Below are 25,592 nucleotides of genomic sequence, written 5' to 3'. Positions count from 1 at the left end.
CCACGAGACCTGAGCCCGCCCGCATCGTGTGGGAGTTCGGTGATTCAGGCGATTCGTTGGATGGCGTGTCTCTGTAGTGGAGGCGCGTCTGGTGCAACAACAAACTTGGCGAGCCGGTTGGGAGATATCGGTGAGGATGACCATCAGACACACTATTGGGCTTTGAGACAACAGCCCGTTTTTTCTCTGGCCCCTGTGTGGGGTGGGAGGGCGTGTTGTTGCCCTGCTTTGGTGGTGGGGTGTGGTGTTTGATTTGTGGATAGTGGTTGCGAGCATCTGAGCGCAGACGGCTTTTGTGGGCTGTGTGTGTTCAGCATGTAATGCAAATTTTTCTGATACCCGCATGCATTCTTTCGGGGGTGTGTGTGGGTGATGACTCATTTTTTTTGGTTTTGTGTTGTAAGTGTTTAAGGGCGCATGGTGGATGCCTTGGCACTGAGAGCCGATGAAGGACGTGGGAGGCTGCGATATGCCTCGGGGAGCTGCCAACCGAGCGTGGATCCGAGGATGTCCGAATGGGGAAACCCGGCACGAGTGATGTCGTGTCACCCGGCACTGAATACATAGGTGTCGGGGGGGAACGCGGGGAAGTGAAACATCTCAGTACCCGTAGGAAGAGAAAACAAAAGTGATTCCGTGAGTAGTGGCGAGCGAAAGCGGAGGATGGCTAAACCGTGTGCATGTGATACCCGGCGGGGGTTGTGTGTGCGGTGTTGTGGGGCGTTTCTTCTCTCATCCGCCGATGAGGGCGACAGTGAGAAAATGGTGGGTTAGGTGAAGTGGCCTGGGATGGTCTGCCGGAGCGGGTGAGAGCCCCGTAACTGAAAACCCGTCATCTGTTGTGGAATGTTTTCCCCGAGTAGCAGCGGGCCCGTGGAATCTGCTGTGAATCTGCCGGGACCACCCGGTAAGCCTGAATACTTCTCAGTGACCGATAGCGGATTAGTACCGTGAGGGAATGGTGAAAAGTACCCCGGGAGGGGAGTGAAAGAGTACCTGAAACCGTGCGCTTACAATCCGTCAGAGCCTTCGACTTGTCGTGGGGTGATGGCGTGCCTTTTGAAGAATGAGCCTGCGAGTCAGGGACATGTCGCGAGGTTAACCCGGGTGGGGTAGCCGTAGCGAAAGCGAGTCTGAATAGGGCGTATCCACACAACAGTGTGTGGTGTAGTGGTGTGTTCTGGACCCGAAGCGGAGTGATCTACCCATGGCCAGGGTGAAGCGCGGGTAAGACCGCGTGGAGGCCCGAACCCACTTAGGTTGAAGACTGAGGGGATGAGTTGTGGGTAGGGGTGAAAGGCCAATCAAACTCCGTGATAGCTGGTTCTCCCCGAAATGCATTTAGGTGCAGCGTCGCAGTGTTCGTGTCGGAGGTAGAGCTACTGGATGGCCGATGGGCCTCACAAGGTTACTGACGTCAGCCAAACTCCGAATGCCGACACGGTGTAATGCGGCAGTGAGACGGCGGGGGATAAGCTCCGTGCGTCGAGAGGGAAACAGCCCAGATCGCCGGCTAAGGCCCCTAAGCGTGTGCTAAGTGGAAAAGGATGTGCAGTCGCGAAGACAACCAGGAGGTTGGCTTAGAAGCAGCCACCCTTGAAAGAGTGCGTAATAGCTCACTGGTCAAGTGATTGTGCGCCGATAATGTAGCGGGGCTCAAGCACACCGCCGAAGCCGCGGCAGCACACCTCGTGTGTGCTGGGTAGGGGAGCGTCCTGCATCCGGTGAAGCCGCCGAGTGATCGAGTGGTGGAGGGTGTGGGAGTGAGAATGCAGGCATGAGTAGCGATAAGGCAAGTGAGAACCTTGCCCGCCGAAAGACCAAGGGTTCCTGGGCCAGGCCAGTCCGCCCAGGGTGAGTCGGGACCTAAGGCGAGGCCGACAGGCGTAGTCGATGGACAACGGGTTGATATTCCCGTACCCGTGTGTGAGCGTCCCTGATGAATCCATTGTGCTAACCGCCCAAAACCAGGGCCACTGATCCCTTCGGGGTGACGGGTTCTGGGGCTGCGCGGGACCCCGGTGGGTAGTAGTCAAGCGATGGGGTGACGCAGGAAGGTAGCCGTACCAGTCAGTGGTAATACTGGGGCAAACCTGTAGGGAGAAACCTAGGCAAATCCGGGTTTCACATATCCTGAGAGGTGATGCATAGCCGAGTGAGGCGAATTCGGTGATCCTATGCTGTCGAGAAAAGCCTCTAGCGAGCGCACACACGGCCCGTACCCCAAACCAACACAGGTGGTCAGGTAGAGAATACCAAGGCGTACGAGTGAACTATGGTTAAGGAACTCGGCAAAATGCCCCCGTAACTTCGGGAGAAGGGGGACCCCTGTACCGTGTAAGCCCTTGCGGCCCAAGCGGGGTGGGGTGGCACAAACCAGTGAGAAGCGACTGTTTACTAAAAACACAGGTCCGTGCGAAGTCGCAAGACGATGTATACGGACTGACGCCTGCCCGGTGCTGGAAGGTTAAGAGGACCTGTTAACCCTTTCGGGGGTGAAGCGGAGAATTTAAGCCCCAGTAAACGGCGGTGGTAACTATAACCATCCTAAGGTAGCGAAATTCCTTGTCGGGTAAGTTCCGACCTGCACGAATGGCGTAACGACTTCTCAACTGTCTCAACCATAGACTCGGCGAAATTGCATTACGAGTAAAGATGCTCGTTACGCGCGGCAGGACGAAAAGACCCCGGGACCTTCACTACAACTTGGTATTGGTGCTCGATACGGTTTGTGTAGGATAGGTGGGAGACTATGAAGCAGTCACGCCAGTGATTGTGGAGTCGTTGTTGAAATACCACTCTGATCGTATTGGGCCTCTAACCTCGAACCGTATATCCGGTTCAGGGACAGTGCCTGGTGGGTAGTTTAACTGGGGCGGTTGCCTCCTAAAAAGTAACGGAGGCGCCCAAAGGTTCCCTCAACCTGGACGGCAATCAGGTGTTGAGTGTAAGTGCACAAGGGAGCTTGACTGCGAGACTGACACGTCAAGCAGGGACGAAAGTCGGGACTAGTGATCCGGCACCTCTGAGTGGAAGGGGTGTCGCTCAACGGATAAAAGGTACCCCGGGGATAACAGGCTGATCTTCCCCAAGAGTCCATATCGACGGGATGGTTTGGCACCTCGATGTCGGCTCGTCGCATCCTGGGGCTGGAGCAGGTCCCAAGGGTTGGGCTGTTCGCCCATTAAAGCGGCACGCGAGCTGGGTTTAGAACGTCGTGAGACAGTTCGGTCTCTATCCGCCGCGCGCGTCAGAAGCTTGAGGAAATCTGTCCCTAGTACGAGAGGACCGGGACGGACGAACCTCTGGTCCACCAGTTGTCCCACCAGGGGCACCGCTGGATAGCCACGTTCGGACAGGATAACCGCTGAAAGCATCTAAGCGGGAAACCCCCTCCAAGACCAGGCTTCTCACCCATTAAGTGGGATAAGGCCCCCCGCAGACCACGGGATCGATAGACCAGACCTACAAGACCAGCAATGGTCGCAGGGAACTGGCACTAACCGGCCGAAAACTTACAACAACAACAAAACCTCGCAACCACACCACATGCCCCCCGCAGACCACGGGATCGATAGACCAGACCTACAAGACCAGCAATGGTCGCAGGGAACTGGCACTAACCGGCCGAAAACTTACAACAACAACAAAACCTCGCAACCACACCACAAACAACCCACACCCCACCACCAAATAACCACCAGGGGCACACTCACAGATTCACACTCAAAAACGAGTGAATAAAGTTACGGCGGTCCATAGCGGCAGGGAAACGCCCGGACCCATCCCGAACCCGGAAGCTAAGCCTNGGCCCCCCGCAGACCACGGGATCGATAGACCAGACCTACAAGACCAGCAATGGTCGCAGGGAACTGGCACTAACCGGCCGAAAACTTACAACAACAACAAAACCTCGCAACCACACCACACACCACAAACACCCACCCCACCACCAAATAACCACCAGGGGCACTCACAGATTCACACTCAAAAACGAGTGAATAAAGTTACGGCGGTCCATAGCGGCAGGGAAACGCCCGGACCCATCCCGAACCCGGAAGCTAAGCCTGCCAGCGCCGATGATACTACCCACACGGGTGGAAAAGTAGGACACNGGTCCATAGCGGCAGGGAAACGCCCGGACCCATCCCGAACCCGGAAGCTAAGCCTGCCAGCGCCGATGATACTACCCACACGGGTGGAAAAGTAGGACACCGCCGAACACCATTTAAGTCCTGTGCCCCCCAATTCTGTTGGGGGGCACAGGCATTTGTGTATCAGGCTGCTCAGATGAAGAGCGTCGGCACGGCCGGCGCGTAGCGCTTCTCCATCCCCAACAGCAACTTCTTGCGGTCCTAGGGGCACACTCACAGATTCACACTCAAAAACGAGTGAATAAAGTTACGGCTGTCCATAGCGGCAGGGAAACGCCCGGACCCATCCCGAACCCGGAAGCTAAGCCTGCCAGCGCCGATGATACTACCCACACGGGTGGAAAAGTAGGACACCGCCGAACACCATTTGGAATCGCCCCCCGCGAAATGCGGGGGGCGATTTCCTATTTCGCAGCAATTGGCCAATGAATTCGTCAATTGTGGCGTCGGACTTTTTGGCCGTATCCTTTTTGGCGTGTCCCACGACAATCAGGACGGCCGCGGCGACCGTCGGTCCCAGCGCGGCGGTTCGGCCGGCAACAGGCAGGGGCCGCGGCGCGATCAGCGTTCGGCGCCGCGCACCTCGGGACCCCAGCGCGCCCGTCCCGCCCAGCCGCGCACCCACGACGACGCGAAAACACCCGCGGGCCCGCCGATTCCCGCCGAGATCGAAGCCCGTCAGCTCTCACCGGAGATCCGGGGAGAGCTCACCACCCTCGATCGGGCCACCGCCGACGCCGTCGCACGGCATCTCGTCGCCGCCGGCGAGTTGCTCGACGAGGATCCGGAGGCCGCGCTCGAGCATGCCCGCGCAGCCCGCGCCCGCTCCGGACGGATCGCCGCGGTGCGCGAGGCCGTCGGCATCGCCGCCTACGCCTGCGGGGACTGGGCGCAGGCACTCGCCGAACTGCGGGCGGCCCGCCGAATGGGCAGCAAATCACCGCTTCTCGCGCTGATCGCCGACTGCGAACGCGGCGTCGGCCGACCGGAGCGGGCCATCGAACTGGCCCGCAGCCCCGAGGCGGCACAACTCACCGGTGACGACGCCGACGAACTGCGGATCGTGGTCGCCGGGGCCCGCTCGGATCTGGGACAGCACGAGCAGGCGCTCGCGGTGCTGTCCACGCCGCAGCTGGATCCGTCGCGCACCGGTCAGACCGCGGCCCGGCTCTTCTACGCCTACGCGGACACCCTGCTGGCGCTCGAACGCAACGACGAGGCCCTGCAGTGGTTCCTCAAGGCCGCGGCAGCCGATGCCGACGGCGTCACCGACGCCGAAGAGCGCATCACGGAGCTGTCCTGACATGAGCAGCCTTGCGCAGCAGCATGATTGCCTGCTGCTCGACCTCGACGGCACGGTGTTCCGCGGCCACGAACCCACCCCCGGTGCGGTCGAGACGCTCGCCTCGGTGCAGTCCCGGGTGCTGTACGTGACGAACAACGCCTCCCGCGACGCCATCCAGGTCGCCGACCATCTGCGCGAGCTCGGTTTCACCGCCGCACCCGACGATGTGGTGACCAGTGCGCAGAGCGCGGCCCGCCTGCTCGCCGACCAGCTGCCGGACAACGCGAAAGTGCTCATCGTGGGCACGGATGCGCTGGCCGAGGAGGTTCGCGGCGTCGGCTTGACGCCGGTCCGGGAGTTCGCCGACGAGCCGCTGGCCGTCGTGCAGGGCCACTCCCCGGACACGGCGTGGCCCGCACTCGCGGAGGCGGCGCTGGCGATCAGGGCCGGGGCGCTGTGGATCGCCGCCAACGTGGACAAGACGCTGCCCTCGGAGCGTGGTCTGCTGCCCGGCAACGGGTCCATGGTCGCCGCGCTGCGCACCGCCACCGATCAGGAGCCGCAGGTCGCCGGCAAGCCGTCGCCGGTGCTGATGGCGAATGCGTTGGCGCGCGGGCACTTCGAGTCACCGCTGGTGATCGGGGACCGGCTCGACACCGATATCGCCGGCGCCAACGCGGCCGAGCTGCCGAGCCTGATGGTGCTGTCGGGCGTCAACAACGCCGCCGACGCGATCTTCGCGGTTCCCGACGAGCGCCCGCAGCTGCTCGCCGAGGACCTCCGCGCGCTGACCGACGACTCGGACACCCTTCGCGTCGGGCCGCACCCGGCGTGGCGCGTCGAGGTCGACGACGATGCGGTCTCGGTGCACTCCACGGGCACCGATTCCGGCGACGCCCTGTCCGTCGTGCGGGCGATCGCCGCCGCCGTCTGGGCGGCGGACGCGCCCGCGCGCCGCAGGCCGATCGTCGCGGCCGACGACGCAGCCCGACAGGCCGCTCAGCGGTGGTCGCTGCTGTCGGACCGCATCGACTAGCGTGAACCACGACATGAGTACCGACCCAGAGCAGATCCGCGCCCAGGTCGCCGAACTCCTGGGCGAGCCGACCGAGCCCACGGCCGCCGACCTGGATGCCGTGGCCGCGCGCCTGGACGAGGCGCACGACGTGCTGGTGCGCGCGTTGGAATCGGTCGAGAAAGGCTGATCCGCGTGACGCGGCGCGCTCGTGTGGACGCCGAGCTGGTCCGGCGCGGCCTCGCGCGCTCCCGCCAGCAGGCCGCCGAGTTGATCGGCGCAGGACGGGTCAGCATCGACGGCATGCGGGCGGCCAAACCGGCCACGGCCATCGCGGTGAGCGCGAACCTGACCGTGGACGACGCCGGCGAACCGTCCTGGGTGTCGCGCGGAGCGCACAAACTGATCGGCGCGCTCGACGCGTTCGGTGTCGACGTCGCGGGCCGGCGCTGCCTCGACGCAGGCGCCTCCACCGGCGGGTTCACCGAGGTCCTGCTCGCCCGCGGGGCAGCTGAGGTGGTGGCCGTCGACGTCGGTTACGGACAGCTGGCGTGGGCGCTGCGCACCGACGAGCGGGTCACGGTGATGGAGCGGACCAACGTCCGGGAGCTCACCGGCGAGGCCATCGGCGGGCCGGTCGAGGTGATCGTGGCCGACCTGTCGTTCATCTCGCTGGCGACCGTGCTGCCCGCGCTGACTGCGTGCGCGTCTGCCGGCGCGGATATCGTTCCCATGGTGAAGCCGCAGTTCGAGGTCGGCAAGGACCGGGTGGGCGCCGGCGGGGTGGTCTCCGACCCGCTGCTGCGCGCCGACGCGGTCCGCTCGGTCGCCGAACGGGCGGCCGAGCTGGGCTGGTCGGCCGTCGCGGTCACCGCCAGTCCGTTGCCCGGCCCGGCCGGCAACGTCGAGTACTTCCTGCATCTACGAGCCGACACGACGGATCCCCTGCACGGCGACGCGCTCGCCGCCGCGATCCACCGTGCCGTCGAGGAGGGTCCCCAATGACGCTCGAACGCACCATCCTGCTGGTGGTGCACACCGGCCGCGAGGAGGCCACCGACGTCGCGCGCCGGGTGGAGAAAGTGCTGAGCGACAACGGGATCGGGCTGCGGGTGCTCTCCGCCGAGGCCGTCGACCGCGGGCCGCTGCATCTGGCGCCCGACGACATGCGCGCCCTCGGCGTCGAGATCGAGGTCGTCGACGCCGATCAGCGCGCTGCCGAGGGATGCGAGCTGGTGCTGGTACTCGGCGGTGACGGCACCTTCCTGCGGGCCGCCGAGCTCGCCCGCAATGTCGAGATCCCGGTGCTCGGGGTGAACCTCGGCAAGATCGGGTTCCTCGCCGAAGCCGAGGCCGACTCGATCGACACCGTCCTCGACCGCATCATCCGGCGCAACTACCGCGTCGAGGAGCGGATGACGCTCGACGTGACCGTGTGGGCCGGCGGCGAACTGCTCGACCGGGGCTGGGCGCTCAACGAGGCCAGCCTGGAGAAGGGGCCGCGGCTCGGTGTGCTGGGCGTCGTGCTGGAGGTGGACGGACGGCCGGTGTCGTCGTTCGGATGCGACGGGATGCTCGTCTCGACCCCGACCGGTTCGACCGCCTACGCGTTCTCCGCGGGCGGCCCGGTGCTGTGGCCGGACCTCGAGGCCATCATCGTGGTGCCCAACAATGCGCACGCCCTGTTCGCCCGGCCGATGGTGACCAGCCCGCACGCGCTGATCGCCATCGAGATCGAGGCCAGCGGCCATGACGCGCTGGTGTTCTGCGACGGCCGCCGCGAGATGGTGCTGCCCGCCGGCGGCCGACTCGAGGTGACCCGCTGCGGCACGCCGCTGAAATGGGTGCGGCTGGACAGCGCGCCGTTCGCCGACCGGCTGGTGCGCAAGTTCCGGTTGCCCGTCACAGGGTGGCGCGGGCAGTAGTGCTAGCCGAGATTCGGATCGAGTCGCTGGGCGCCATCAGCGCCGCGACCGCAGAGTTCGACGGGGGCTTGACCGTGCTGACCGGGGAGACCGGTGCCGGCAAGACCATGGTGGTGACGGGCCTGCACCTGCTCGGCGGCGCACGTGCCGATCCGGCCCGGGTGCGATCGGGCTCGGCCAAGGCCGTGGTCGAGGGCCGGTTCGTGACCGACGACCTGGGCGACACGGTGGTCACGCAGGTGGACGACATCCTGGACTCCTCGGGTGCCGAACGCGACGACGACGGCAGCGTGATCGCCGCCCGCTCGGTGAGCCGGGACGGGCCGTCGCGGGCCTACCTGGGCGGCCGGAGCGTGCCCGCGAAGTCGCTGAGCGAGTTCACCAGCGAGTTGCTCACGCTGCACGGCCAGAACGATCAGCTGCGCCTGATGCGGCCCGACCAGCAGCGCGCCGCGCTCGACCGGTACGCCGACGTGTCGGCGCAGCTGCAGCGCTACCGCTCGCTGCGCGACGAGTGGCTCTCGGCCCGGCGTGATCTCGACGAACGGCGGCGCCGCGCCCGTGAACTCGCGCAGGAGGCCGACCGGCTCCAGTTCGGCCTCAACGAGATCGACGTCATCGCGCCGCAACCCGGAGAGGACGAGTCGCTGGTCTCCGACATCCGGCGACTGTCCGAGCTCGACGCGCTCCGCGAGGCGGTGCAGACCGCGCGCGCCGCGCTGTCGGGGATCAGCGACGACGGGGCGGGCGAGGGGTTCTCGGCCGCCGACTCGGTGGGCCAGGCCCGGACGGCGCTGGAGAACACCGACGACGCGGCACTCAAGGCGCTGGCAGGCCAGCTCGACACGGCGCTGACGGTGCTCACCGACGTGTCGGCCGAGCTGGGCGGGTTCCTCTCCGAACTACCCAGTGATGCAAGCACATTGGAGGGGAAGCTGGCCCGGCAGGCCGAGCTGCGGACGCTGACGCGCAAGTACGCCCCCGACATCGACGGGGTGCTGGAGTGGGCGCGCACGTCGCGTGAGCGCCTGGCCCAGCTCGACGTGTCCGAGGAGGCGTTGGCCGGCCTCGCGCGCCGCGTCGACGAACTCCAGGGCGCGGTGGCCGCCGCCGCCGCGGAGCTGACCAAGGTTCGGGTCAAGGCGGCAAAAGGCCTGTCCAAAGCGGTGACTGCCGAGCTGTCCGGGCTGGCGATGTCCGGCGCCCAGTTCACGATCTCCGTCGGTCCGCTGCCGGCGCGTCCCGACGACAGCGCGCCGTTGACGCTGGCCTCGGGAGACACCGTGCACGCCGGCCGCGACGGGGTCGACGCCGTGGAATTCGGGTTCGCCGCGCACGGCGGATCGGACCTGCTGCCGTTGCACAAGAGCGCCTCCGGCGGTGAGCTGTCCCGCGTCATGCTCGCGCTCGAGGTGGTGCTCGCCGTGTCGACGGAAGGCACCACGATGGTCTTCGACGAGGTCGACGCCGGCGTCGGCGGACGGGCCGCGGTCCAGATCGGCCGTCGGCTCGCGCGGCTGGCGCGCACGCACCAGGTGATCGTCGTGACGCACCTGCCCCAGGTGGCCGCCTACGCCGACGCGCACCTGGTCATCGAGGGAGAAACGGCGGGCACCAAGTCCCGGGCGAAGTCCAGCGGGGTGCGCCGTCTCGACGACGACGACCGGGTGGCCGAGCTGGCCCGGATGCTGGCAGGTCTCGGCGAGTCCGACAGCGGGCGCGCGCACGCGCGGGAGCTCCTCGACGCCGCCCGGGCCGAACGTGAGGGCGCCACCTGAGCGTGTGACGGATGTGAAAGAAAGAGACTTCTGGGGCTGATGTTTCGGCGCGCCTCCGACGGATCCGGAGCGTTGCTGGCAAGAATCGGCCCATGAAGATGTCAGCGCTGCTCTCCCGAAACGCCAGCTCACGGCCGGGCATCACCGGCACCGCCCGCGTCGACCGCGACATCGACCGGCTGCTGCGACGGGTGACGCCGGGGGACATCGTCGTGATGGACGCGCAGGATCTGGACCGCGTCACCGCTGACGCCCTGGTCGAGGCGAACGTCGCGGCCGTCGTCAACGCGTCGTCGTCGATCTCGGGGCGCTACCCCAACCTCGGGCCGGAGGTGCTGGTCGCCAACGGCATCACGCTGGTCGACGACACCGGCCCCGAGGTCTTCAAGAAGGTCAAGGACGGCGCCCGCATCCGGATCAACGAGGGCGGTGTCTACTCCGGGGACCGTCGGCTGATCCTCGGCACCGAGCGCACCGACGCCGACATCCACGAGCTGATGCAGGAGGCCAAGGGCGGGCTGGTCGCCCACCTCGAAGCGTTCGCGGGGAACACCATCGAGTTCATCCGCAGCGAGAGCCCCCTGCTGATCGACGGTATCGGCATTCCCGACATCGACGTCGACCTGAACCGCCGGCACGTCGTGATCGTCGCCGAGGAGCCGCACGCCGCGGCCGACCTCAAGGCGCTCAAACCGTTCATCAAGGAGTACCAGCCGGTGCTGGTCGGCGTCGGGACCGGCGCCGATGTTCTGCGCAAGGCCGGCTACCGGCCGGCGCTGATCGTCGGCGACCCGGACAAGATCAGCACCGAGGCGCTGCGCTGCGGTGCCCAGGTGGTCCTGCCCGCCGACGCCGACGGCCACGCCGCCGGTCTGGAGCGCATCCAGGACCTCGGCGTCGGTGCGATGACGTTCCCGGCCGCGGGGTCGGCCGCCGACCTGGCGCTGCTGCTCTGCGACCACCACGGCGCCTCCCTGATCGTCACCGTCGGACACACCGCGAGCATCGAGGAGTTCTTCGACCGCACCCGCCAGCGCAGCAACCCGTCGACCTTCCTGACCCGGCTGAAGGTGGGGGAGAAGCTCGTCGACGCCAAAGCCGTTGCCACGCTGTACCGCAGCCGCGTCTCGGGCGGGGCGATCGCGTTGCTGGTGCTGGCGATGCTGATCGCCGTCATCGCCGCGCTGTGGGTGTCGCGCGCCGACGCCGCCGTGCTCGAGTGGCTCACCCACACCTGGAATCAGTTCCTGCTGTGGGTCCAGGGCCTGGTCTCGTAGGACAACCGCCGTGATCTCGCTGCGTTCGCACGCCATCTCGCTGGCCGCCGTGTTCCTGGCGCTGGCCATCGGCATCGCCCTGGGCTCCGGGCTGCTGTCCAACACCGTGCTGTCCGGGCTGCGCGACGACAAGGCGCAGATGCAGACCGAGATCGACTCGCTGACCAACGACCGCAACGCGCTGAACGAAAAGCTAAGCGCAGCAGGCGATTTCGATGCCCAGATGGCGCCGCGGATCCTGCGCGGCACCCTCGCGGACAAATCGGTGGTGCTGTTCCGCACGCCCGATGCCGCCGACGACGACGTCGACGCACTCTCCCGACTCGTCAGCGAGGCCGGCGGCACCGTCACCGGCACCGTCGGCCTGACCCAGGAGTTCGTCGACGCCAACTCCGCCGAGAAGCTGCTGTCGGTGGTGAACTCACCGATCGTGCCCGCCGGCACCCAGTTGAGCACCACCACCGTCGACCAGGGCTCGCAGGCCGGTGACCTCCTGGGCATCGCGCTGTTGATCAACAGGGACCCCAAGCTCCCACCCGTCAACGACGACCAGCGCGACACCGTGCTGACCGCGCTGCGCGACACCGGCTTCATCACCTACGGCGCCGACCGCATCGGGGCGGCCAACACCGCACTGATCGTCACCGGCGGCGCGCTCGGGGACGACGCGGGCAACCAGGGCGCCACCGTGGCCCGGTTCGCGGCGGGTCTGGCACCCCACGGCTCCGGCGTCGTGCTCGCCGGCCGCGACGGCGCCGCCTCCGGCACCTCCGCGGTAGCGGTCGCACGCTCGGACAGCGCGTTGACCAGCACGGTCAGCACTGTCGACGACGTCGACCGGGAGTCGGGACGGATCACCACCGTGCTGGCGCTGAGCGCACTGATCAACAACGGCAAACCCGGCCAGTACGGCAGCGGGCAGGGCGCCTCCGCCGTCACCGTGCCGCAATAGGCGGCCCGCCGCCCGCGTGTCAGCGACGCGGTGTCGGAGACGGTGTTAGGGTGGGGTTCCGTGCCAGGCCAAATGAAGCCGTTGCGCAAGCACCCGCAGACAGCCACCAAACACCTCTTCGTGACCGGTGGGGTGGTGTCCTCCCTCGGCAAGGGCCTCACCGCCTCGAGCCTCGGTCAACTGCTCACCGCCCGCGGTCTGCAGGTGACCATGCAGAAGCTCGACCCGTATCTGAATGTCGATCCGGGCACGATGAACCCGTTCCAGCACGGTGAGGTGTTCGTCACCGAGGACGGCGCGGAGACCGACCTCGACGTCGGCCATTACGAGCGCTTCCTCGACCGGAATCTGTCGGGCTACGCCAATGTGACCACCGGACAGGTGTATTCGTCGGTGATCGCCAAGGAGCGGCGCGGCGAGTACCTCGGTGACACCGTGCAGGTCATCCCGCACATCACCGACGAGATCAAGAACCGCGTGCTGGCGATGGCCGAGGCCGACGCCGACGGCAACCGGCCCGACGTGGTGATCACCGAGATCGGCGGCACCGTCGGCGACATCGAGTCGCTGCCGTTCCTGGAGGCCGCCCGGCAGGTGCGTCACGAAGTCGGCCGGGAGAACTGCTTCTTCCTGCACTGCTCCCTGGTGCCGTTCATGGCACCGTCGGGTGAGCTGAAGACCAAACCGACCCAGCACTCCGTGGCGGCGCTGCGCAGCATCGGCATCAGCCCCGACGCGCTGATCCTGCGGTGCGACCGCGACGTGCCCGAACCGCTCAAGAACAAGATCGCGCTGATGTGTGACGTCGACATCGACGGGTGCATCTCGACCCCAGATGCGCCGTCGATCTACGACATCCCCAAGGTGCTGCACCGCGAGGAGCTCGACGCCTACGTGGTGCGGCGGCTCAACCTGCCGTTCCGCGACGTGGACTGGACGCAGTGGAACGACCTGCTGCGACGGGTGCACGAGCCGCGCGAGACCGTGCGAATCGCGTTGGTGGGCAAGTACATCGACCTGTCGGATGCCTACCTGTCGGTCGCCGAGGCGCTGCGCGCCGGCGGTTTCGCCCACCACGCCCGCGTCGAGATGCGCTGGGTGCCCTCCGACGACTGCGAATCCGACACCGGCGCGGCCGCCGCACTCGCCGACGTCGACGGGGTGCTGATCCCCGGCGGCTTCGGTATCCGGGGCATCGAGGGCAAGATCGGCGCGATCCGGTACGCCCGCCGGCGCGGCCTGCCGGTGCTGGGCCTGTGCCTGGGGCTGCAGTGCATCGTCATCGAGGCCGCGCGGTCGGTCGGACTGACCGAAGCCAGTTCGGCGGAGTTCGATCCCGACACCCCGGACCCGGTGATCTCCACGATGGCCGACCAGCAGCACATCGTCGCCGGCGAGGCCGACCTGGGCGGCACGATGCGGCTCGGCGCGTATCCGGCCGCGCTGACGCCGGGATCGATTGTGGCGCAGGCCTATCAGGCCACCGAGGTGTCCGAGCGGCATCGGCATCGCTACGAGGTCAACAACGCCTACCGCGACAAGATCGCCGAGAGCGGCCTGCGGTTCTCGGGCACCTCGCCCGACGGCCACCTCGTCGAGTTCGTCGAGTACGCCCCCGAGGTGCACCCGTTCCTCGTCGGCACCCAGGCCCACCCGGAGCTCAAGAGCCGGCCCACCCGGCCGCACCCGCTGTTCGTCGCGTTCGTCGGAGCCTCGCTGGACTACAAGAACGCCGAACGGCTGCCGGTCGAGATGCCCGAGATCCCCGACCACGAGGACACCGAGACCGAGGCGGCCAACGGTGTCGAGCACACCCTCGAAGACGCCCCGGCCCGTGGCTGACGGGGAGCCCGGCAATCACGACTTCACCGTCGCCGCGTCCGAGACGCTCTACGTCGGCAACATCTTCGCGTTGCGCGCCGACGAGGTGCGGATGCCGGGCGGGACGACGGCGCGCCGCGAGATCGTCGAGCATTACGGCGCGGTGGCCGTGGTCGCCCTCGACGACGAGGGCCGCGTCGTGCTGGTCTACCAGTACCGGCACCCGTTCGGCCGGCGGCTGTGGGAGCTGCCCGCGGGGCTGCTGGACATGGATGGCGAGCCGCCGCACGTCTCCGCCGCGCGCGAGCTCACCGAGGAGGCGGGACTGACCGCCGAGACGTGGCACACGCTGGTCGACCTGGATACCGCTGCCGGTTTCAGCGACGAGAGCGTGCGGGTGTTCCTGGCGACCGGGCTGCGCGACGTCGGCCGCCCGGAATCCGAACACGAAGAAGCCGACCTCACCGTCGAGCGTGTCGCGCTCGACGAGGCCGTCGCCAAGGTGTACTCGGGGGAGATCGTGAATTCGATCTCCGTCGCCGGCATCCTGGCCGCGCACGCGATGCCCGGCATCGATGCGCTGCGCGCCGTCGACGCGCCGTGGACCGACAGGCCCACGGCGTTCGCACGGCGGAAGGGACATGCGTGACCCAGACGTTCTCGTCGGTCGGCTCCACGCTGGACGGTCAGATCCAGGGCTACCTCGACCACCTGGCGATCGAACGTGGCGCGGCGGCGAACACGCTGAGCTCCTACCGGCGCGATCTGCGGCGCTACGCCGAGCACCTGACCTCGCGGGGTGTGTCGGATCTGGCGGGCGCGGCCGAGGCCGATGTCAGTGAGTTCCTGGTCGCGCTGCGCCTCGGTGACCCCGACAACGGCGTGCCGGCGCTCTCGGCGGTGTCGGCGGCGCGGGCGCTGATCGCGGTGCGCGGCCTGCACCGGTTCGCCGCCGCCGAAGGCATCGCCGCCCTCGACGTCGCGCGGGAGGTCAAACCGCCCACCCCGAGCCGCCGGCTGCCCAAGAGCCTGTCGCTGGACGAGGTGCTCGCGCTGCTCGAGGCCTCGGGCGGTGACAGCGAGGCCGACGGGCCGCTGACGCTGCGCAACCGGGCGCTCCTGGAACTGCTGTACTCGACCGGCGCGCGCATCTCCGAAGCCGTCGGGCTCGACGTCGACGACATCGACCTGCACGCCCGGTCGGTGCTGCTGCGCGGCAAGGGCGGCAAGCAGCGGCTGATCCCGATCGGCCGGCCTGCGGTGGCCGCCCTGGAGGCTTACCTGGTGCGGGCGCGTCCCGACCTGGCCCGGCGCGGCCGCGGCACCCCGGCGATCTTCCTCAACGCCCGCGGCGGGCGGTTGTCCCGGCAGAGCGCCTGGCAGGTGCTGCAGGACGCCGCGGACCGGGCCGGCATCACCGCCACCGTGTCACCGCACGTACTGCGCCACTCGTTCGCCACCCATCTGCTCGAGGGCGGCGCGGACGTGCGCGTCGTGCAGGAACTGCTGGGTCACGCGTCGGTGACCACCACGCAGATCTACACGATGGTCACCGTCAACGCGCTGCGCGAGGTGTGGGCGGGCGCCCATCCCCGGGCGCGGTAGCGGGCCCGAGGTACTCCGACTCCAGGACGAGGTCGGGCAGCACCGACTGGTACTCGACGTGGGTCTTGTGTTCGACGGTGCGCCACCGGGTGCCCTCGTGTCGGCGCATATACGCCCGGTACCCGGGCGCGCCCGGCACCCGAACGTTGTCGGCGACCACGACGGAGCCGGGGTGCAGCCACCCGCGGTCGAGGATCGTCCGCAGATCGGACAGGTACGCGTTCTTGTCGTGATCGATGAACAGCACGTCGACGCTGCCCGCGCCGACGCCGTGGTCGGAGGTCAGCGTCTCCAGGGTGCGGCCACCGTCGCCGATGGTGCCGACGACGCAGGTGACGCGGTCGGCGACGCCGGCGTGGGTCCAGATGCGCCGGGCGACGTCGGCGTTGGCGGCGGAGAACTCGACCGACACGACGCGAGCGGTGGGTGCCGCACGCGCGATGCGCAGTGCGCTGTACCCGCAGTAGGTCCCGAGCTCCAGCACCAGCGCCGGTGCGGCCCGGCGCACCGCGGCGTCGAGCAGCGGACCCTTCTCGTCGCCGATGTTCACCAGCATCGCCTCCCGGCGGGCGAACGTGTCGATCGCCGAGAGCGCGGCGTCGATGTCCCCGCGCGGGGCGGTGGACTCGACGAACGCGGCGCAGGCGGCTTCCCGCCCATCACCGATCTGGCCGGTGCGGACGAACGACGGCATGCCCAGGGCCAGGCGCGCCCAGCGCAACACCGGCACCCGCTGAGTCAGTCCCATGCGGTCCAGCTTAGGAAGCCGCCGCACACTCGCGGCGATCTTGCCTGCGGGTCTGCCTCACCGGCGCGATGCTCACCGTTAAACTTGCCGCGATGTCCGCCACGCCGCAAGGATGCCTGACCAGCGACGGTCCGGTATGAGCGACGACACGGGCACCATCGATCCCGCACCCACACCCGGCCTGACCGGCCGCCTTCCCCGCGAAACCCCCGATCCCGCGCCGCGCAGCTCCCACGGACCGGCCAAGGTCATCGCGATGTGCAACCAGAAGGGCGGGGTCGGCAAGACCACCTCGACGATCAATCTGGGCGCCAGCCTCGCCGAGTACGGTCGCCGCGTCCTGCTCGTCGACCTCGACCCGCAGGGCGCGCTGTCGGCCGGCCTCGGCGTGCCGCACTACGAGCTGGAGAACACGGTCTACAACCTGCTGGTCGAGCCGCGGGTGTCGATCGACCAGGTGCTGCTGACCACCCGCGTGCCGGGCCTGGATCTGGTGCCCAGCAACATCGACCTGTCGGCGGCTGAGATCCAATTGGTCAACGAGGTGGGCCGGGAGCAGTCGCTGGCCCGCGCGCTGTATCCGGTGCTCGACCGCTACGACTACGTGCTCATCGACTGCCAGCCCTCGCTGGGTCTGCTCACGGTCAACGGGCTGGCCTGTAGCGACGGCGTCATCATCCCGACCGAATGCGAGTACTTCTCGCTGCGTGGCCTGGCGCTGCTCACCGACACCGTCGAGAAGGTGCACGACCGGCTCAACCCGAAGCTGTCGATCAGTGGGATCCTGATCACCCGCTACGACCCGCGCACCGTCAACTCCCGCGAGGTGATGGCCCGTGTGGTGGAGCGTTTCGGCGACCTGGTGTTCGACACCGTGATCACCCGCACCGTGCGCTTCCCGGAGACCAGTGTGGCCGGCGAGCCGATCACCACCTGGGCGCCGAAATCGGCTGGGGCCGAGGCATATCGGGCCCTGGCACGCGAGGTCATCCACCGGTTCGGCGCGTGAGCGGGCCCCCGGCCGCCGAGGAGTCGACCAAGCCCGGATTCCAGGTTCGGCTGAGCAATTTCGAGGGCCCGTTCGACCTGCTCCTGCAACTGATCTTCGCCCACCGGCTCGACGTCACCGAGGTGGCGCTGCACCAAGTCACCGACGAGTTCATCGCCTACACCAAGGAGATCGGGAGCCGGCTCGGCCTGGACGAGACGACCTCGTTCCTGGTGGTCGCGGCCACTCTGCTGGACCTGAAGGCGGCCCGGCTGCTGCCCGCCGGCGACGTGCACGACGAAGACGACCTGGCGCTGCTGGAAGTGCGCGACCTGCTGTTCGCCCGCCTGCTGCAGTACCGCGCGTTCAAGCACGTCGCGGAGATGTTCGCCGAGCTGGAGTCCGCGGCGATGCGCAGCTACCCCCGCGCCGTGGCGCTGGAAGACCGCTACTCCGAACTGCTGCCCGAGGTGATGCTGGGCGTCGACGCCGCCCGGTTCGCCGAGATCGCGGCCACCGCGTTCACCCCGCGCCCGGTGCCGACCGTGGGCACCGAACACCTGCACCAGGTGCCGGTGTCGGTGCCCGAGCAGGCCGCCAACCTGATGTCGCAGCTCGAAGACCGGGGGATAGGCCACTGGGCGTCGTTCGCCGATCTGGTGGCCGACTGCCGGATGCCGATGGAGATCGTCGGCCGCTTCCTGGCGCTGCTCGAACTGTATCGGGCGCGGGCGGTAGCATTCGACCAGTCAGAACCGCTTGGTGTGCTCCAGATTTCGTGGACCGGGGAGCGGCCCAACAGCGAGCAGTTGGCGACCGCGGACGCCGAATAACGCGGAACAGAAAGACGATGACAGAAGATCTTCCCGTAGACACCGAGCCCGGCGCTGAACTCGACGCCGAGCCCGACACCGACCCCGACACCGCCGAACTCGAGGACGCCGAACTCGATGCGGTGCTCGAGGCACTGCTGCTCGTCGTCGACACCCCGGTGCCCGTCGACGCGCTGGCCACCGCCACCGACCAGGCGTCCGGCCGGATCTCCGAGCGGCTGCGCGTGCTGGCCGCGGACTTCGCGGCCCGGGCCAGCGGGATCGATCTGCGCGAGGCCGGCGGCGGCTGGCGGCTCTACACCCGCGCCCGCTACGCCCCCTATGTAGAGAAGCTGCTGCTCGACGGCGCCCGGTCCCGGCTGACCCGCGCCGCGCTGGAGACCCTGGCCGTCGTCGCCTACCGTCAGCCGGTGACACGCGCCCGGGTCAGCGCCGTGCGCGGCGTGAACGTCGACGCGGTGATGCGCACACTGCTGGCGCGCGGACTGATCACCGAGGCGGGCACCGATCCGGACTCCGGCGCGGTCACCTTCGCCACCACCGAGCTGTTCCTGGAACGCCTCGGATTGTCGTCGCTGACCGACCTGCCCGACATCGCACCGTTGCTGCCCGACGTCGACGTCATCGACGACATCAGCGAAACCCTCAGTGAAGAGCCACGTTTCATGAAGCTCAACGGCACACCCACCCCGCAGGCCGGGGCCTCCTTCGACGTGGATCGAGATTGACGATGACCGACGACGACGGCGTGCGTCTGCAGAAAGTGTTGTCCCAGGCGGGAATCGCGTCCCGCCGGGTCGCGGAGAAGATGATCCGTGACGGCCGCGTCGAGGTCGATGGCGTGGTGGTCACCGAACTCGGCACCCGGGTGGACCCACAGGCATCGCTGATCCGGGTGGACGGTGCGCGCATCGCGGTCGACGACGATCGCGTCTACCTGGCGATCAACAAGCCGCGCGGGATGCACTCGACGATGTCCGACGACCGCGGCCGCCCCTGCGTCGGTGACCTGGTCGAGCACCGGGTCCGCGGGAACAAGAAACTGTTTCACGTCGGACGGTTGGACGCCGACACCGAGGGCCTGCTGCTTCTCACCAACGACGGGGAACTCGCGCACCGGCTCATGCACCCCTCCTACGAGGTACCCAAGACCTATCTCGCCACGGTGATGGGCGCGGTGCCGCGCGGGCTGGGCAAAAAACTCCGGGCGGGCGTCGAGCTCGACGACGGGCCGGTGCGGGCCGACGACTTCGCGGTGGTCGACACGGTGCCCGGGAGATCGCTCGTGCGGGTCACGCTGCACGAGGGCCGCAAACGCATCGTGCGCCGGCTGCTGGCAGAGGTGGGCTTCCCGGTGCAGGAGCTGGTCCGCACCGACATCGGCGAGGTCACGCTCGGCGACCAGCGGCCGGGCAGCATCCGGGTGTTGACCCAGAAGGAGATCGGCGACCTGTACAAGGCGGTGGGACTGTGAGCCGTACCACGGTGATCGCGATCGACGGTCCGGCTGGTACCGGAAAGTCCACGGTGGCAAGGGGATTGGCGACGTCGCTGGGTGCCCGGTATCTGGACACCGGCGCGATGTACCGCATCGTCACGCTCAGCGTGCTGCGCCGCGGCGTCGACGTGGGTGATCCCGCGGCGATCGCGGCGGCCGTCGGCGACGTGGACCTGGCGGTCGGGCACGACCCCGGTGAGGACCGCTCCTATCTGGCCGGCGAGGACGTGTCGGCGGAGATCCGCGGCGACGCCGTCACCAAGGCCGTGTCGGCGGTCTCGGCGGTGCCCGAGGTGCGCAGCCGGCTGGTCGCGCTGCAGCGGGCCCTGGCCGACGGGCCGGGACGCGTCGTCGTCGAGGGCCGCGACATCGGCACGGTCGTGCTGCCGGACGCCGACGTCAAGATCTTCCTGACCGCCTCGGCCGAGGAACGGGCCCGGCGGCGCAACGACCAGAACGTCGCGGCCGGCCTGCCCGACGACTACGCGGCCGTGCTCGCCGACGTCCAGCGCCGCGACCACCTCGACTCCACCCGGGCGGTGTCGCCACTGTGCGCCGCCGACGACGCGGTGGTCGTCGACACGAGCGACATGACCCAGGACGAGGTGATCGGCCACCTGACCGAACTCGTCGAACAGAAAGCCGGTGCGACCCGATGAGCGATGGTGACGGCACGTGGGTCGACGAGGGCGACTGGAAGGAATGGACTGAGGCCGCAGAGGGCATTGCAGAGGCGATCGAGGAGGCGTCGTCGCCGCCGCCGGTGCTCGCCGTCGTCGGGCGCCCCAACGTCGGTAAATCCACGCTGGTCAACCGGATCCTCGGGCGACGGGAAGCGGTCGTGCAGGACATCCCGGGCGTGACCCGTGACCGCGTCTCCTACGACGCGTCCTGGTCGGGCCGACGATTCGTGGTGCAGGACACCGGTGGGTGGGAGCCCGACGCGAAGGGTCTGCAGCAGCTGGTCGCCGAGCAGGCGTCGGTGGCGATGCGCACCGCCGACGCGATCGTGTTCGTCGTCGACTCGGTGGTCGGGGCCACCGCCGCCGACGAGGCCGCCGCCAAGATCCTGCAGCGCTCCGGCAAGCCGGTCTTCCTGGCCGCCAACAAGGTCGACAACGACCGCGGGGAAGCCGACGCCGCCGCTCTGTGGTCACTGGGTCTCGGTCAGCCGCACCCGATCAGCGCGATGCACGGCCGCGGGGTGGCCGATCTGCTCGACGCTGTCCTCGAGGAACTGCCGGCGATCTCGGAGATGGGTGGCGGGGGCGGCGGCCCGCGCCGCGTCGCGCTGGTGGGCAAGCCGAACGTCGGGAAGTCCTCGCTGCTCAACCGGCTCTCCGGAGACGAACGGTCGGTGGTGCACGATGTGGCCGGCACGACCGTCGACCCCGTCGACTCGCTCATCGAGATGGAGGGCAAGCTCTGGCGCTTCGTCGACACCGCCGGGCTGCGGCGCAAGGTCGGGCAGGCCAGCGGCCACGAGTTCTACGCCTCGGTGCGCACGCACGGCGCCATCGACGCCGCCGAGGTGGCGATCGTGCTGATCGACGCCTCCCAGCCGCTGACCGAACAGGATCAGCGGGTGCTGTCGATGGTGATCGAGGCGGGCCGGGCGCTGGTGCTGGCGTTCAACAAGTGGGACCTGGTCGACGAGGATCGCCGCTACCTGCTCGACCGCGAGATCGACCTGCAGTTGGCGCAGATCCAATGGGCACCCCGGGTCAACATCTCGGCGAAGACGGGCCGGGCGGTGCAGAAGCTGGTGCCCGCGCTGGAGACGTCGCTGGCGTCATGGGACAAGCGGATCACCACCGGGCAGCTGAACTCGTTCCTCAAAGAGGTCGTCGCGGCGACGCCCCCGCCCGTGCGGGGCGGCAAGCAGCCGCGGATCCTGTTCGCCACCCAGGCCACCGCGCGGCCGCCGACCTTCGTGCTGTTCACCTCCGGATTCCTGGAGGCCGGCTACCGCCGGTTCCTGGAGCGCCGGCTGCGGGAGACGTTCGGCTTCGAGGGCAGCCCGATCCGCATCAACGTGAGGGTGCGCGAAAAGAGGGGCGCCAAGCGCCGATAGGGTGAGTCGAGTGCCCGTCGTCGACATGATCCTCATCGCCCTCGCGGGCGTCGGCGCCGGCGCCATCAACGCGCTCGTCGGCTCCGGCACCCTCATCACGTTCCCGACCCTGGTGGCGCTGGGCTATCCGCCGGTGACCTCGACGATGTCCAACGCGGTCGGTCTGGTCGCCGGGGGAGTGTCCGGGACGTGGGGTTACCGGCGCGAGTTGCGCGGTCAATGGCACCGGCTGCGCTGGCAGATCCCGGCCTCGTTGATCGGCGCCGGCTGCGGGGCATGGTTGCTGCTGCACCTCCCCGAGAAGGTGTTCACCCGGGTCGTCCCGGTGCTGCTGGTGCTGGCGCTCGCGCTGGTGGTCATCGGGCCGCGCATCCAGACGTGGGTGCGGCGACGGGCAGAGGCGTCGGGTCGCTCGGTTCACCACATCTCCGGTGCGCGGATGACGGCGCTGGTGGCGGCGACGTTCGCGGTCGGTGTCTACGGCGGCTACTTCACGGCCGCCCAGGGCATCCTTCTGATCGCTGCGATGGGGGCGCTGCTGCCCGAGGACATGCAGCGGATGAACGCCGCGAAGAACCTGCTGTCGCTGCTCGTGAACATCGTCGCGGCCGTCGCGTACACCACGGTCGCGTTCGACCGGATCAGCTGGCCAGCGGCGGGGCTCATCGCGCTCGGCTCGCTGATCGGCGGATTCCTGGGCGCGCACTACGGTCGCCGGCTGTCACCGAACGTGCTGCGGGCGGTCATCGTGGTGGTGGGATTGATCGGGCTGTACCGGCTGTTGACTGTGTAGGCTTACCGGATCCGAGGGGATGGGGTGTTCGATGGTCGACTGCGTGCTGGTGGCGCCTGCACCGTCTGACGTGTCGGCTCTCGAGCCTTTCTGGCCGTCCCGCCGCGTGATGGCGTTCGACGAATGGTGTTGTTCGCGTCCCTGACGCGCCCCCATCCGTCCGGTCGCCCACGGTGACCGCTTTCTCCGAAGGCAATCATGCGTTCGCTCCTGATCTTCACGCTCGTCGGTGTCGGTGCTCAACTCGTCGACGGCGCCCTGGGCATGGCGTTCGGCGTCACCGCCACCACGCTGCTGGTGCTCTCCAGCGTCGGGGCCGCCCAGGCCAGCGCGGCTGTGCACCTCGCCGAGGTCGGCACCACGCTCGCCTCCGGGCTGTCGCACTGGAGGTTCAAGAACATCGACTGGCCGCTGGTCGCCAAACTGGGAGCGCCCGGGGCGGTCGGGGCGTTTCTCGGTGCGACGGTGTTGTCGTCGCTGTCCACCGAGCACGCGGCGCCGCTGATGGCCGCCATCCTGGTCGCCATCGGGGTGTACGTGCTGCTGCGCTTCTCGCTGCGTACGCCGATCGCCGTCGACGGCCGGGGCACCCGGCACGGCGTGAGATTCCTTGCGCCGCTGGGTCTTTTCGGTGGTTTCATCGACGCGTCGGGCGGCGGCGGATGGGGTCCGGTGACCACCAGCACGCTGCTGTCTCAGGGCAAGACCGCGCCACGAACCGTGATCGGATCGGTGAGCGCCTCGGAATTCCTGGTGTCGGTGTCGGCGTCGGTGGGCTTCCTGATCGGGTTGGGACGGCAGTTCCTCGACAACTGGCCGGTGGTGGTCGGGCTGATGCTCGGCGGCGTGATCGCCGCGCCGATCGCCGCCTGGCTGGTCAGCCGGATCAGCCCGGCGCTGCTGGGCACCGCGGTCGGTGGTGTCATCGTGTTGACCAACAGCCAGAAACTGGTGCACTTCTTCGACATCCAGTGGCCGTGGTCGACAGCGATCTACTCCCTGATCGTCGTGGCCTGGGCGTCGCTGGTGGTTTACGCGTGGCGGGTGTCGCGAGCGCCGAGAACGGCGCCGGTCACCGCCTTGGACGTCAGCTCAGAATCGGTCGCGCGCTGACTCCTGTTCGAGGACGGCCTCGAGGTCGCCGAGGCGTTCCATCGACGACACCGCCCGCCGGGTGCGCATGTTCTTGGCGAGCAGGTCCTGGTGGCGGTGCGTGAAGGCCCAGTAGCCGGCGGTGAACGGGCAGGCATTGTCGCCGAGGCGTTTCTTCGGGTCGTATGCGCAGTCGCCGCAGTGGTCGCTCATCTTGTTGATGTAGGCGCCGCCCGAGGTGTAGGGCTTGGTGGCCAGCAGGCCACCGTCGGCGTGTTGGCTCATGCCGACGACGTTGGTCGGCATCACCCACCGGAAGCCGTCGACGTAGGTGGTGGCGAACCACTCGGTGAGTTCGTCGGGCCGGTAGCCGCGCTGTAATGCGTGGCTGCCCAGGATCATCAACCGCTGGATGTGGTGGGTCCAGCCGCGGTCGCGGACACCTTTCAGGGCGTGGTGCAGGCACTGGGCAGTGACGGTGTCGGCGTCCAGGTCGGCCCACCACTGCGGCAGCGGGGTGTGGGCCTTCAACTCGTTCTTCTCCGTGTAGTCGGGGCCGAAGTGCCAGTACAGGTGCCACATGTACTCCCGCCAGCCGAGGATCTGCCGGATGAAGCCCTCGACCGCGGCCAGCGGAGCCTTGTCGTCGCGGTAGGCGCGCTCGGCGGCCTCCACGGCGTCGAGGGGGTGCAGCACACCGAGATTGAGCGGCACCGACAACAGCGAGTGCGACATCGCCCAGTCGCCGCCCATCATGGCGTCCTCGTAGCGTCCGAACAACGGGAGTCGGTGCTCGATGAAGCGGGTCAGTGCCCGCTTGGCCTCGGCGGGGGTGACGGCGAACAGGCGGGGTCCGTCGGCGCCGACGGTGTCCAGTTCCATCTGGTCCAGGTCGTGGCGGACCTGCTCGTCGATGTCGTCCTCACGCGGCTTGTACGGGGCGGGCACGTCGAGGTGGTCCTGCTTCTTCGGCGGGGCCTCGCGGTTGTCCTCGTCGTAGTTCCATCGATTGCCGACCGGGTCGGCGCCGTTCATCAGCACGTCGAAGCGGCGCCGCTGGCCCCGGTAGAAGTCCTCCATCCGGAACCGGGTGCGCTGTCCGGCCCACTCCTCGAAGTCCTTGCGCGGCAACGCGAACGTCGGTGTCGGCAGGACGTCTGCGACCAGACCCTGCTCGTGGAGCCGGTTGACGAACCGTTCGGCGGCGTGCGAGGTCGGTTGATGGACGAGCACGGGGCGCTTGAAGTCCGTCAGCGCGTCGGTGTAGGTGTCCGCTTTCATCAACGTGGCGCGGTCACCCAGATCGCGTTCGGCATGCCGTAGCGCCGACAGCACCAGGTGCAGCTTCTGCCGGTGGTAGCGGCGTTTGGTCAGCGCCGAGGTGGCCTCGACGAGCAGCACCTCGCGGTGGGCGTGCTCACCGCCGTAGACGGCGGGACCGAGCTGATCGGCGAACAGCCACAGCGGGGTGTCGTCAGTCATTCCTCCACGGTAGGCGTCGGCGGTGACAGGGCCGGGCGGTTGGGATCCGGGGCGGTGGCTGAGGTAGGCTTTCGACCGCCTACCGGCGATCCCGGGAGGCACCGCGGGCTGTGGCGCAGCTTGGTAGCGCACTTGACTGGGGGTCAAGTGGTCGCAGGTTCAAATCCTGTCAGCCCGACCATTGTGGTGTCGCAAGACATCGGAATAGCCGCGGACCTACTTTAGGTCTGCGGCTTTTTCCGTTTGGGGCCTTTGGGTGCGCCGGTGGGTTG

At 67.9% G+C, this 25,592-nt stretch carries 21 protein-coding genes, 1 tRNA gene and 3 rRNA genes; 23 read left to right on the top strand and 2 right to left on the bottom strand.

Features of this window, described 5'->3' with window-relative positions; genetic code table 11:
- Positions 1-397: 397 nt before the first annotated feature.
- The 14 genes from MCHUDSM44219_RS11025 (at position 398) to xerD (ending at position 15,812) form a co-directional block, all read left to right on the top strand.
- A 23S ribosomal RNA gene (locus MCHUDSM44219_RS11025) occupies positions 398-3,523 on the top strand.
- Positions 3,524-4,112: 589 nt separating this feature from the next.
- Positions 4,113-4,223: ribosomal RNA gene (gene rrf, locus MCHUDSM44219_RS11020) — 5S ribosomal RNA — on the top strand.
- Positions 4,224-4,402: 179 nt separating this feature from the next.
- A 5S ribosomal RNA gene (gene rrf / locus MCHUDSM44219_RS11015) occupies positions 4,403-4,516 on the top strand.
- A 113-nt stretch (positions 4,517-4,629) separates the two neighbouring features.
- The gene (locus MCHUDSM44219_RS11010; protein ID WP_109777699.1) at positions 4,630-5,457 is read left to right on the top strand and encodes a tetratricopeptide repeat protein; all 828 of its coding nucleotides are present in this window, start codon (positions 4,630-4,632) and stop codon (positions 5,455-5,457) included.
- A 1-nt stretch (position 5,458) separates the two neighbouring features.
- Positions 5,459-6,475, top strand: coding sequence for an HAD-IIA family hydrolase (locus MCHUDSM44219_RS11005; protein ID WP_048418288.1), 1,017 nt, complete (start codon positions 5,459-5,461; stop codon positions 6,473-6,475).
- Positions 6,476-6,488: 13 nt separating this feature from the next.
- Positions 6,489-6,644 (top strand): hypothetical protein, encoded by a 156-nt coding sequence (locus MCHUDSM44219_RS30275; protein ID WP_165762039.1) that lies wholly within the window; start codon positions 6,489-6,491, stop codon positions 6,642-6,644.
- Between the two features lie 5 nt (positions 6,645-6,649).
- Positions 6,650-7,459, top strand: coding sequence for a TlyA family RNA methyltransferase (locus MCHUDSM44219_RS11000; RefSeq protein ID WP_048418287.1), 810 nt, complete (start codon positions 6,650-6,652; stop codon positions 7,457-7,459).
- A complete protein-coding gene (locus MCHUDSM44219_RS10995) occupies positions 7,456-8,379 on the top strand; it encodes an NAD kinase (RefSeq protein ID WP_048418286.1) in 924 nt (307 codons plus the stop codon). Before MCHUDSM44219_RS11000 ends, MCHUDSM44219_RS10995 begins: the two co-directional genes overlap by 4 nt.
- A complete protein-coding gene (gene recN, locus MCHUDSM44219_RS10990) occupies positions 8,379-10,157 on the top strand; it encodes a DNA repair protein RecN (protein ID WP_048418285.1) in 1,779 nt (592 codons plus the stop codon). The genes MCHUDSM44219_RS10995 and recN overlap by 1 nt, the downstream gene beginning before the upstream one ends.
- 92 nt (positions 10,158-10,249) lie before the next feature.
- Positions 10,250-11,434, top strand: a complete 1,185-nt coding sequence (gene steA, locus MCHUDSM44219_RS10985) for a putative cytokinetic ring protein SteA (protein ID WP_048418284.1) — start codon at positions 10,250-10,252, stop codon at positions 11,432-11,434.
- Positions 11,435-11,444: 10 nt separating this feature from the next.
- The gene (locus MCHUDSM44219_RS10980; protein ID WP_048418283.1) at positions 11,445-12,386 is read left to right on the top strand and encodes a copper transporter; all 942 of its coding nucleotides are present in this window, start codon (positions 11,445-11,447) and stop codon (positions 12,384-12,386) included.
- Between the two features lie 72 nt (positions 12,387-12,458).
- Positions 12,459-14,228 (top strand): CTP synthase, encoded by a 1,770-nt coding sequence (locus tag MCHUDSM44219_RS10975; RefSeq protein ID WP_048418282.1) that lies wholly within the window; start codon positions 12,459-12,461, stop codon positions 14,226-14,228.
- Complete coding sequence (locus tag MCHUDSM44219_RS10970; RefSeq protein ID WP_048418281.1) at positions 14,221-14,856, top strand: NUDIX domain-containing protein; 636 nt, start codon at positions 14,221-14,223, stop codon at positions 14,854-14,856. Before MCHUDSM44219_RS10975 ends, MCHUDSM44219_RS10970 begins: the two co-directional genes overlap by 8 nt.
- Positions 14,853-15,812, top strand: a complete 960-nt coding sequence (xerD, locus tag MCHUDSM44219_RS10965; protein ID WP_048418280.1) for a site-specific tyrosine recombinase XerD — start codon at positions 14,853-14,855, stop codon at positions 15,810-15,812. The genes MCHUDSM44219_RS10970 and xerD overlap by 4 nt, the downstream gene beginning before the upstream one ends.
- On the opposite strand, the gene MCHUDSM44219_RS10960 is transcribed toward xerD, so the two are convergent.
- Positions 15,763-16,560 carry an O-methyltransferase gene (locus tag MCHUDSM44219_RS10960; RefSeq protein WP_048418279.1) on the bottom strand — a complete coding sequence of 266 codons (798 nt, stop codon included), beginning with the start codon at positions 16,558-16,560 and terminating at the stop codon, positions 15,763-15,765. The genes xerD and MCHUDSM44219_RS10960 overlap by 50 nt on opposite strands.
- A 136-nt stretch (positions 16,561-16,696) precedes the next feature.
- On the opposite strand from MCHUDSM44219_RS10960, the gene MCHUDSM44219_RS10955 reads away from it, so the two are divergent.
- The 8 genes from MCHUDSM44219_RS10955 (at position 16,697) to MCHUDSM44219_RS10920 (ending at position 23,859) form a co-directional block, all read left to right on the top strand.
- Entirely contained in the window at positions 16,697-17,569 is an 873-nt protein-coding gene (locus MCHUDSM44219_RS10955) for a ParA family protein (RefSeq protein WP_048418278.1), read from the top strand.
- Positions 17,566-18,381: a segregation/condensation protein A gene (locus MCHUDSM44219_RS10950; RefSeq protein WP_048418277.1), complete on the top strand. Its 816-nt coding sequence runs from the start codon at positions 17,566-17,568 to the stop codon at positions 18,379-18,381. Before MCHUDSM44219_RS10955 ends, MCHUDSM44219_RS10950 begins: the two co-directional genes overlap by 4 nt.
- Positions 18,382-18,398: 17 nt before the next feature.
- Positions 18,399-19,109 carry an SMC-Scp complex subunit ScpB gene (gene scpB / locus MCHUDSM44219_RS10945; protein ID WP_048418276.1) on the top strand — a complete coding sequence of 237 codons (711 nt, stop codon included), beginning with the start codon at positions 18,399-18,401 and terminating at the stop codon, positions 19,107-19,109.
- 2 nt (positions 19,110-19,111) lie between these two features.
- A complete protein-coding gene (locus MCHUDSM44219_RS10940) occupies positions 19,112-19,855 on the top strand; it encodes a pseudouridine synthase (protein WP_048418275.1) in 744 nt (247 codons plus the stop codon).
- Complete coding sequence (gene cmk, locus MCHUDSM44219_RS10935) at positions 19,852-20,538, top strand: (d)CMP kinase (RefSeq protein WP_048418274.1); 687 nt, start codon at positions 19,852-19,854, stop codon at positions 20,536-20,538. The genes MCHUDSM44219_RS10940 and cmk overlap by 4 nt, the downstream gene beginning before the upstream one ends.
- A complete protein-coding gene (der, locus tag MCHUDSM44219_RS10930; protein WP_048418273.1) occupies positions 20,535-21,953 on the top strand; it encodes a ribosome biogenesis GTPase Der in 1,419 nt (472 codons plus the stop codon). The genes cmk and der overlap by 4 nt, the downstream gene beginning before the upstream one ends.
- 25 nt (positions 21,954-21,978) lie before the next feature.
- Positions 21,979-22,746, top strand: a complete 768-nt coding sequence (locus tag MCHUDSM44219_RS10925; RefSeq protein ID WP_048418444.1) for a sulfite exporter TauE/SafE family protein — start codon at positions 21,979-21,981, stop codon at positions 22,744-22,746.
- Between the two features lie 198 nt (positions 22,747-22,944).
- On the top strand, positions 22,945-23,859 hold the full coding sequence (locus tag MCHUDSM44219_RS10920) for a sulfite exporter TauE/SafE family protein (protein WP_048418272.1): 915 nt from the start codon (positions 22,945-22,947) through the stop codon (positions 23,857-23,859).
- Here MCHUDSM44219_RS10920 and MCHUDSM44219_RS10915 read toward each other — a convergent pair.
- Positions 23,839-25,320: a cryptochrome/photolyase family protein gene (locus MCHUDSM44219_RS10915; protein WP_048418271.1), complete on the bottom strand. Its 1,482-nt coding sequence runs from the start codon at positions 25,318-25,320 to the stop codon at positions 23,839-23,841. The two genes, MCHUDSM44219_RS10920 and MCHUDSM44219_RS10915, sit on opposite strands and share 21 nt — an antisense overlap.
- A gap of 104 nt (positions 25,321-25,424) precedes the next feature.
- On the opposite strand from MCHUDSM44219_RS10915, the gene MCHUDSM44219_RS10910 reads away from it, so the two are divergent.
- Positions 25,425-25,501 (top strand) — tRNA-Pro (locus MCHUDSM44219_RS10910).
- Positions 25,502-25,592: the final 91 nt, after the last annotated feature.

The sequence above is a fragment of the Mycolicibacterium chubuense genome (assembly GCF_001044255.1).
Classification (GTDB): Bacteria; Actinomycetota; Actinomycetes; order Mycobacteriales; family Mycobacteriaceae; genus Mycobacterium; species Mycobacterium chubuense.
Note: the sequence above shows the minus strand (reverse complement) of the source record. Positions and strands in the feature narration are given on the sequence as shown.